Consider the following 9757-nt stretch of genomic DNA (forward strand, 5'->3'; position numbering starts at 1 on the left):
CCTGCTCGGCGAGCAAGCGCGCCGTGGCTTCGCCAATGCCGCGCGAGGCGCCGGTGATCAGTGCGACCTTGCCGGTCAGGTCAAAGAGTTGGGTGGCCATGTTTTCGTTTTGATCTCTGATGGGATGACGGGACTACAACACCGAATAGACGACAAAGAAACCGACCAGCACCAGCAGGCTCATTGCACCGAGGAAGGTGTACTCGACGATGCGCAGCAGCCGCGCCGTCAGGTTCCGGCTGTTGGCGCGCAGGCCCCAGACGATCAGGTAGCAGCAGACCAGGAACAGCAGCGCGTTCATCGCCAGCACGTCGTCGGCGAAGGTTTCCGTGTTCTGCGAGCGCGCGAAGGCGTTGACCGCGCCGAGCAGGCCGACGCAGATGCCGGTCATGCTGGTGGCGGCGCTCAGCAGGCGTTCGAGGATGCGCTCGTTGCGCGCCGCATCTTCGGCGCTGATCGGGTCGCGCAGCGGCATGCCTTCAGACCTTGGCCCGGTTGATCACCCGCTCGCAGACCTGCGCGAGCACGGTCACGAACAGGCCGAAGGCGGCGAACTTCGGGTTCTTGGACTGGCCGAGCTTGTAGCGGTAGTAGATCTGCTGGGCGATGACGCCGAGGCGGAACAGGCCGAACACGTAGTACCAGTCGGCGTTGCGCACTTCGCGGCCGGTCTTTTCGGCGTAGCGGTCGATGATCTCGGCGCGGCTGAGCATGCCGGGGATGTTCGAGGGCTGCATGCGGATCGACTGCATCTCGGCGGGATCACCGGCTTCCACCCAATAGGCCAGCGAGGAGCCGAGATCGAGCAGCGGATCGCCGAGCGTGGCCATTTCCCAGTCGAGCACGCCGATGACGCTGAGCTGGTCGTCGGCCGACAGCACGACGTTGTCGTAGCGGTAATCGTTGTGGATGATGCCGGGCCGTGCCGAATCCGCCGGCTGGTTGGCGGTCAGCCAGGCGATGATCGCGTCGTAGCTGGGAATGTCATCGGTCAGCACCTTGTTCCAGCGCTCGCTCCAGCCGCTGAGCTGACGTGCGACATAGCCCGCCGGCTTGCCCATGTCGGCAAGCCCGGCCGCTTCGTAATCCAGTTCATGCAGCGCGATCTGGGTATCGATCAGATTCAGGCACAGCTGCCGGGCGCGTTCCGGGCTGTAGCTGAGCGTGGACGGCACATCGCGGCGCAGGATGATGCCGGCGAGCTTTTCCATCACGTAGAAGTCCGAGCCGATCAGGCCGGTGTCTTCGCAGTAGGCCAGCGGCTTGGGGCACTTGAAGTGCGGATGCAGACGCTGCAGCACGCGGAACTCGCGGCCCATGTCGTGGGCGCCCTTGGCCTTGGTGCCGGCCGGCGGCCGACGCAGGATCATCTCGCGGCCGCCGATGGTCAGCTGGTAGGTGAGGTTCGAAGCACCTCCGGGAAACTGGCGCAGTTCGACCGAGCCATCGACGAGGTCCGGAATCTGCGATTTCAGGAACGGCAGGATCAGCGCCGGATCGAAGGCGTTTTCGTCGCGCACGGCACCGGCGGTATCGAGCGGGCTGGCAGCGCTTGCCTCAGTCTTGGGAGCGTTCATTGCGGCGTTCTGGTGGCGTGGACTCAGGCGCAGGAGTCTAGCAGCGAGGTTCCCGGGTTCGGCCATCGTGGCCAGGGATCAGAGTCCAGATCGGGTCTGCCCTAGGTTCTGGCGAGATAGGCCTTCAGCTCATCCATCGGCAGCGCCCGCGACAGATACCAGCCCTGCACGTATTCGACGCCGACCTTGCGCAGATGCTCGAGCTGGGCGGCGGTTTCCACGCCTTCGGCAACCGTCACCAGGCGGAGGCGGCGCGCCATCGCCACCACGTCGTCGACCAGCCCGGCGGTGATCGATCCGGTGCCGATGGCGTCGATGAAGGTCTTGTCGATCTTGAGCAGATCGAAGTGGAACTGGGTGAGATAGCGCAGCGAGGAATAGCCGGTGCCGAAGTCGTCGAGCCCCACCCGGGCGCCATCGCTGCGCAGGGCGTCGATGACGGTGCGGGCGAGATCGTCCGACGACGACAGCATCTCCCGTTCGGTCACCTCGAACACGACGCGCCCGGCGCGGCAGGCCTTGCCGAATATGCTGCGCACCCGTTCCGGCAGTTCGGCATCGCTGAAGTGCGCCGGGCTCAGGTTCAAGGTGACGTAGAAATCGGGGTGATCGGCGAGCGAGCCGTCGAGGTCGGCGGCGACTCGTTTCATCAGCCAGTCGGTCAGCGGATTGATCAGGCCGCTGGCTTCGGCCAGCGGCACGAACACGCTGGGCAGGATCATGCCGCGCTGCGGATGCTGCCAGCGCAGCAGCGCTTCGGCCCCGACGGTGCGCAGGCTGCCGGTTTCGTGGATCGGCTGGTAGTGAACGTGCAGCTCGTTATTCTCCAGCGCATCGCTGAGCTGGGCATCCATCGAGCGCTCGCGGCGATCGACGTAGGCCAGGATCAGGAACAGCGGCAGCGACAGGCCGAGGCCGAGCAGCACGAACAACGTGGCGTTCTCCCACCAGCCTTCGAGCAGGGCATCGCGGTTGCCGGCGACGACGGCCCGCAGCGGGTAGTGCTGGAAACTGCGGCTGCTGACCAGGCTGGCCGGATCGTCATCGGTGGCCAGCAGGCTGCCAGCACGCGACAGCACGATGCCGTCGTTGCGTTCGATGCGCAGTGCGATCTGCTGCTCGACGATCGCCGCCCGCACCGGCTCCAGCAACTGGCGCGGATTCATCATCAGGCTGACCGCCACGCCCGGCGCGCCGTCGATGCCGCGCAGCACGGTGATCGACACCTCGTCTTCCAGGGTCAGATCGGGCGTGGCGATATGGATGCCGGTAGTCGGCCAGATCAGCAGATCGGCGTTGTTGATCAGCACCGGTGTCTGGGGGACTCGAACGCTGGTGCACTGTACGGCGCTGCGGTAGATCAGCGCCGCTTCGCGAAAGTACAGCGAGTTGTAGACCGCCTTGCGCAGGGTATCGACGCTGGCGGGGCTGCAGCTGCGATCGATGGTCGTGCCGATCTCTTCGAGCACGTTTTCGGCGGTGCCGAAGATTTCGTCGGCATGGTTCTCGAGCACGGCGGTGTAGTGATCGAGGCGAACGCCGGCGGCCGTCGTCGCCTGGCGATAGGTGACGGCCAGCATCAGCCCGGCCGGCAGGATGCCCGCCAGTACCGCGGCGACCGCAATCAATGCCAATCGGCGCTTGCGCCTGGTGATCACCGCGTTTGCTTCTCCTGCAGTCGCCGTGCGCCAGGCCGGCGCCCGGGACTGCCCGTCACGACAATAGCGGGGTCTGGCATCGGCGGCAGCTATTCCTGAGCAACGGGTGACACCACCTGATGCTTGGCGTCTTCCTTGGCCTGGACGGCGGCGCGCAGCTGGTCGACGTTCTCGCGCAGGATGTCGGCCACCAGCTCGTCGGTACGTGGATCGTTCAACACATCGTGTGCCAGCTCCAGCGCCGCATCGACGACGGAATTGACGATGTCGTTGTAGAACGGCAGCCGGCTCAGGGTCTTGGTGCGGGCGTTGTGGCTGAGCTTTTCGGTGATCATCGCCCGCAGTTCGCGATCGTTCTCCTCCAGCGCCCGGGCGACGTTGCGGGTGTAGGTGCCGCGCTTCAGCACGTCCGACACTTCGGCGAGCACCGCAAGGGTGATCATGCCGCTAACCGCCCGCATGATGCTGTCCCGGAAGCGGTTGACCAGCCGATAGGTGAACTCGTCGCCAAGCGCCCGATCGGCCGCCATGCCGAAGCGCGACAGCAGGATGACGATGCGCACCACGCGGAACAGGCGGAAGCCGCGCAGCGCCGGCTCGGACACCGGAATCATGCCGAGGATCTCGTACCAGTTGCGCAGCAGATAGCCGCGTGTCCAGCCATCGCGCGACCAGCGCCAGGTGAACTCCACCGCGAAGATCGCGCAGATCGCGTAGTCGGCGCGGATCAGCAACTGGCGCTGCTCGGGTGTGACCGGCCCCCAGGTTTCCCAGCTCAGCAGCGCGATCGACACCAGCGCCAGGATCAGCAACAGCCAGTCGAGCACCGGTACGCGGCGCGCGGCGGCGCTCAGGGTGTCCGGCGCCGGGGCGGCGTTCGGGTGGTCGTCGTTACTCATGCCGATGGTGGTTGGGGAGGGCTGTTCACGGCGGCAAGCAAAGCACGAAACCACGAGCGAAGGAACGCGCGACTGTGACTCGCTTGACAGTCAACGGCCGGCTGCCCGAAATGCGGCTCATGAACGCCGCCATTCCCCTGTGGATCACCCATCCCGCCTGCAGCCAGCACGAGATGGGCGCCGGCCATCCCGAATCGATCGCCCGCCTGCATGCGATCCAGGACCGCATGAACGCCAGCGGCCTGCTGCCGATGTTCCGCACCGTCACCGCGCCACTGGCGCCGCGCGAAGCCCTGGTCCGCGTCCATGATCCTCGGCTGGTCGACGGCATCCTGGCGACCCGCCCAGCGCAAGGTCTGGTCCGCATCGATCCGGATACCGCCCTGAACGCGCACAGCGCCGAAGCCGCGCAGGCGGCGGCCGGCGCGGTGATCCACGGCGTCGACGAACTCCTGGCCGGCAATACGCGTTTCGTGTTCTGCGCCGTGCGCCCGCCCGGCCATCACGCCGAGCGACGCCGGGCGATGGGCTTCTGCCTGTTCAATAGCGTGGCGGTCGGCGCCGCACATGCGCTGGCCTGCGGCCTCAAGCGTGTCGCGGTACTCGATTTCGACGTGCACTACGGCAACGGCACCTCGGACATCTTTCGCGACGATCCCCGCGTGCTGGTCTGCAATACCTACCAGGACCCTTACTACCCCGGCTGGGTCAGCGATCCGGCCAACGCGCACCTGGTCGACGCGCCGCTGCGCGACGGCGACGGCAGCGCCGAATTCCGCAGCGCCGTCGAAACCCGCTGGGCCCCGGCGATTGCTTCGTTCAAGCCGGAACTGATCCTGGTCTCCGCGGGCTTCGACGCCCATGGCGAGGACCCGCTGGCTGGACTGAATCTGAGCTTTGCCGACTACGCCTGGATCGGCAACCGCATCCGCGAATGGGCGGATGAGCATGCCCAGGGCCGAGTGGTCGCGACCCTGGAGGGCGGCTATGACCTGTTCGCACTGGCGCGAAGCGTGGAGGAGTTCGTGCGTGCAGTGGGGTTTTGATTCGAGTCATTGAAGGGTACGCGCACCGCAAATTCTCTCAGTGCTTGATCGCGGGCGGCAGCTCATCCTTGCCGCCCGCGATCTCGATCTCGGGAACCGGCAAATCGGTTGCCGGCTGCAGTTTGCCGCGGATCGTCGCGAGCTTGATGGCGTTCGGATGACTGGCGCCAAGCTCGTCGAAGCTCAAAGGTGTTGGCTGTTCAAGGATCTCGATGGCGGCCTCGCGTTTTCCGGATGACGCCAGCAGATCCGCAAGCGCCAGGCGAGCGCGGCGAGTCTGAAGATGATCGCGGCCGTACGAAGCTGCGCTGGAAGCAATGGCGGCATTCAGCATGGCTTCCGCCTTGCCGGTCTGTCCGGTCGATCGGTAGGCCTCGGCCAGAATTACGCGGGCATTGGTCAGCTGGTCGATGACTGCGCCATTGCCTGACGAGCGTGAGCTGATGATGTTCTCGAGGATCGCCACCGCCTCGCCGGCGCGACCTTGCTTCAGCCGAAGCCTGCCGAGGCCGACGACGGCACTGGTCAAGGCGCCACTCGATGGCTTGCCCCAGTGCTCGGCAATCGCGAGAGCCTGCCGGTACTCCTTTTCAGCTTGCGCGTAGTCGCCCAGCTCGACCGCCACTCTTGCCAGCGTTGTCCGCATAAGTCCGATTGACTGATGCTGCTTGCCACGCGCCCGCATGGCCCGTTCGATGCCTTCTTCGAGCACTGACTTCGCATTCGCGTATTCCGCGAGTTCGGACAGCGCCATGCCGAGCACATCGGCAATCTCCGCGATCCTCTCGTCGTCATCGGCCGCCGCGGCGACATAGCGGCTGTACAGGGCTTGCAGCGCATCGGCCGCGCCGCGGGTATCGCCGCGGTAGAAGCGCGTCGATGCCAACTGCAGTTCCAGATCGGTGACCGCGGCGTTGGCAGGCCCGTGCACGGCGAGTGCGGCGGCGGCGATGTCGTCGTACACGACCATGTCCTTCGGATCACGCCCGAGTGCGAACTTGAGCGTCGCCAGCGAAGCCGCGTCGTTGACGGCCCGCAAGTCACTCTTGCCGTAGAGGCGAATGTGCTCGTCGATGGCGCGATCGAGCTCGTGCTCGGCTTTCTCGCTGAGTTCCAGCGCCGAGTACGAGTTTCCGATCGCACTGTGCAGGTCCGCCGCGACGTCCGGCTGGCTCGCGAATCGAGTATCGATGCGGGCAGATCCCGCTTCGAGGATCTGCTCCATCGTGATGTCCTTGACCGGCGCATCGCCGGAGGTCACCGGTGCGAGCAGGTCACGGGTCAGGAAGTCGCTGACCGCCGTGGCGCGGCGTGCTTCCTCGGTCGCACGCAGCCCGGCATTGCGAGCGTCGACGTACAGCACGGCGCTAGCGGCGAAGCCGATGGCCAAGGCTGCAAACGCCGCCATCACGCCGACCCGCCGCGCCTTGATTCGCTCCAGAGCCCGTGCGGCGCGTTCGGCCTTTTCGGCAGCGGCGCGCTCGGCTTCCCGAGTCATACGCCGTACTTCCAGCCGGCGCAGATTGCGGGCCAGTTCGCTGGCGTCGGCAAGGCGGCGCTCCGGGTTGCCTTCGGCAGCGGCGGCGATATCGCTGCGCAGGATTTCGTCGACAACTTCCGCTTCCCAGCCGGGCGTCAGCTGGCGACGCAGATTGCCGATCACGAACTGGTAGAGCATCACGCCGAGGGCGTAGATGTCGGCCTTGACCGTTGCGGGATGGCCGGCCAGCAGTTCGGGCGCGAAGTACAGCGGCGTGCCGCCGTTGTCGCTGCTGTTGTTGTCGATGAGCTGCGTGAAGCCGAGCCGGGTTATCTCCAGGGCGGCGAGGCGGGCCGGGTCGAGCAGACGGCTGGCACCGAAATCTGCGAGGCGGATCGTCGGCCGGCCGTCGGCCTCGATCACGACGAAGACGTTGGCCGGTTTCAGATCCTTGTGCAGCACGCCGACGGCGTGGACTTCGGCCAATGCTTCGCCAATCTGCGCGATCAGGTCCAGGCGCGTGGCGAGTGGCACCTTGCCGGTGCCGCCCTGCGCTTCGAACCATTCCTGCAGGCTGCCTCCAGGGCAGTACTCGGCTTCAATGAACCAGGGTGGCTCGTCGAAATTCCAGTCGAGCAGGTCGACGTGAAAGATCTTCTCGCTGCTGCTTTCGCGCAGCAGGCGATAGACCGTCACCTCTCGCTTCAAGGCCGACAGACCGGCGGCCTCGCGGGTGAACTTGAAGACTCGGCGGGCTCGGGTCTTGGTGTGCTCGGCGAGCCAGCTATCACCGCTGTTACCGAGCCTGCGCAACAGTTGCCAGTTCGGTCTGAACGGCGGCTGATCGCCGGGCTGGAAGTCCAGCTTGGGCGCTGCCGGCGGCGTCGCTCGTTGATCCTCGACCAACTGCACCGGCCCGTCGAAGCGATAGCCGATGCCGTGGACGCTTCGCAGCCAGCCGGAGGCGTCTTCGCCGAGCACCTGGCGCAGCCGTTTCACGCAGTTGCCGATGACCGCTTCGCCGACAATACGGCCGGTCCACAGCTTGTCCAGCAACTCGTCCTTGGTGACCAGTTCGCCGGGGTTGCGCAAGAACAGCATCAGCATGTTCAGCGGCTTGGCTTCGATCGTCACCACCACTCCGCCGTGGCGAAGTTCACGGCTGGTTTCATCCAACTCGAACGGTCCAAAACGCCAGCGGGCGCTGTACAGCGCCGGCCCTGCTTCCCCGCTGAAATCCGGGTCTACTTTTTTTGCCATGATCTGGCCCAGCTCCCGTGCGTTCTGCGGCTCTCGGCCACACCCCCGTGCGGCCCCTTATTGGTTTTGTTCCGCCGTGATGGACCGCTCGATCACCCGGTAGCGACAACCGTGATCCACGTCACGCATGAAAGCATCATCAGCGTTGCGAAGTAGCGGCGCGAGCCAGCAAAGCAAACGAATTGTGATGTAGCGCACACAAGAAGCAGCTAGCGTGGCCTTTGTCTGCGCACTGGGTCAGAAATTTTCCAAACCGGCGCGGAAATTCTCTGGTGTCGACGGGGCACCACCGTTGAGTCAGCCGCCGAACCGCTCAGCCTTCAGGACGAGCAGCTGACCTCGATCATCCGCGCTTCCGGCGGCGGCTCCGCGGCGTAGGCCTCGAACGCCGGTTGTTCGTCGAACGGCTTTTGCAGCAGTTCGAACAGCGTCGCGACCTCGGACATTTCGCCGGCTTCGGCGCGTTCGATCGCTCGCTGCGCGAGGTGATTGCGCAGCACGTACTTCGGATTGACTGCGTTCATCCGTACGCTGCGTTCGGCGTCATCGGATTGTTCGGCGCGCAGCCGGCTGCGGTAGTCGGGGATCCAGGCATCGAGTGCGGCGAGGTCGAGGATTTCGTCGCGCAGACCATGCGCGGGTCCGTCTTCGTTGGCCTTGATCCGCGACAGGTGTCGCCAGCTGCGCGTGAAATCGGCACGGCTGGACTGCAGCAGGTTCAGCCAGCCGTTGATCAAGGTTTCGTCGCCGTCGCGCACGTCGCGCAGGCCGAGTTTCGCCGTCCATTGCTTCAGCATCGCCTTGCCGTAAGCGTCCGGATAGCTGTCGGCAAGCGGCTGGGCGCGTTCGACGGCGGCCTTCGGCTCATCGGCCAGTAGCGGCAAGCAGGCCTGCAGCAGCTTGGTGGCGTTCCAGTGGCCGATCACGGGCTGGCGATCCCAGGCGTAGCGGCCGCTGTCGTCGCTGTGATTGCAGATGTGGTGGCTGTCGAAGGCGTCGAGGAAGCCGAACGGGCCGTAGTCGATGGTCAGGCCGAGCGCGGAGAAGTTGTCGGTGTTCATCACGCCGTGACAGAAGCCCACGGCCTGCCAATGCGCCATCAGCACGGCGGTGCGGCGCACCACTTCGGTCAGCCACAAGGCGTGGCGATCCGGCTTGCCGGCCAGCTCCGGGAAGTGTTGATCGATCAGCAGATCGGCCAGCGGTTTCAGACGCTCGGTCTCGCCGCGGTAGTACCAGAATTCGAAATGGCCGAAGCGCAGGAAGCTCGGCGCGATACGGCAGACGACGGCGGCAGTCTCTGCCGTCTCGCGGCGCACGGGCTGAGGCGAGCCGACCAGTGCCAGCGCTCGCGTGGTGGGGATGCCGAGGCCGTGCATCGCTTCCGAACACAGGTATTCGCGGATCGAGGATCGCAGTACCGCGCGGCCATCGGCATGGCGCGAGTACGGTGTCGGCCCCGCGCCTTTCAGCTGCAGTTCCTGGGGCTGGCCATGGCGATCGTCGATCTCGGCGATCAGCAGCGCGCGGCCGTCACCCAGCTGCGGCACGAACTGGCCGAACTGATGACCGGCGTAGACCGAGGCCCGCGAGTCATAACCGGGCCACGCCGTGTTGCCGGCCATCAGCGCGGTGAACTCGGGACTGGCGATCGAGGACGACAGCCCAAGCTGATCGGCGAGCGCCGCATTGATGTGCAGCAAGCTGGGCGAGGGCAATGGTCGCGCCTGGATGGCCGTTGAGTACGGCTCTCCGAGTGCGGCGAAACGAGGCGTGATGGCAGGCAGGATCATCGTCTGGCTGGAGTTTGGGTCTGGGACTGGCTTTGCAACGGTCG

General features: G+C 65.6%; 7 protein-coding genes and 1 pseudogene. 1 reads left to right on the forward strand and 7 read right to left on the reverse strand.

Translation table 11 applies throughout. The features are described 5' to 3' along the window. The 5 genes and pseudogenes from QZY06_RS22185 to QZY06_RS09525 form a co-directional block, all read right to left on the reverse strand. Positions 1-100 (reverse strand): annotated as a pseudogene (locus QZY06_RS22185) (short-chain dehydrogenase); the annotation flags it as partial. Between the two features lie 33 nt (positions 101-133). Then, positions 134-475, reverse strand: coding sequence for a hypothetical protein (locus tag QZY06_RS09510; RefSeq protein WP_295683366.1), 342 nt, complete (start codon positions 473-475; stop codon positions 134-136). A 4-nt stretch (positions 476-479) separates the two neighbouring features. Continuing rightward, positions 480-1577: a phosphotransferase family protein gene (locus tag QZY06_RS09515; protein WP_295683369.1), complete on the reverse strand. Its 1098-nt coding sequence runs from the start codon at positions 1575-1577 to the stop codon at positions 480-482. 101 nt (positions 1578-1678) lie between these two features. Further along, positions 1679-3235, reverse strand: coding sequence for an EAL domain-containing protein (locus QZY06_RS09520; protein ID WP_295683372.1), 1557 nt, complete (start codon positions 3233-3235; stop codon positions 1679-1681). An 89-nt stretch (positions 3236-3324) separates the two neighbouring features. Continuing rightward, the gene (locus tag QZY06_RS09525; RefSeq protein ID WP_295683373.1) at positions 3325-4134 is read right to left on the reverse strand and encodes an ion transporter; all 810 of its coding nucleotides are present in this window, start codon (positions 4132-4134) and stop codon (positions 3325-3327) included. Between the two features lie 119 nt (positions 4135-4253). Between QZY06_RS09525 and QZY06_RS09530 the strand changes: the two genes are divergently transcribed. Further along, a complete protein-coding gene (locus QZY06_RS09530) occupies positions 4254-5180 on the forward strand; it encodes a histone deacetylase family protein (protein ID WP_295683376.1) in 927 nt (308 codons plus the stop codon). Positions 5181-5217: 37 nt separating this feature from the next. On the opposite strand, the gene QZY06_RS09535 is transcribed toward QZY06_RS09530, so the two are convergent. After that, a complete protein-coding gene (locus tag QZY06_RS09535) occupies positions 5218-7920 on the reverse strand; it encodes a tetratricopeptide repeat protein (protein WP_295683378.1) in 2703 nt (900 codons plus the stop codon). Positions 7921-8240: 320 nt separating this feature from the next. Continuing rightward, entirely contained in the window at positions 8241-9713 is a 1473-nt protein-coding gene (locus QZY06_RS09540; RefSeq protein WP_295683381.1) for a YdiU family protein, read from the reverse strand. Positions 9714-9757: the final 44 nt, after the last annotated feature.

The organism is uncultured Nevskia sp. (assembly GCF_903885465.1).
Classification (GTDB): Bacteria; Pseudomonadota; Gammaproteobacteria; order Nevskiales; family Nevskiaceae; genus Nevskia.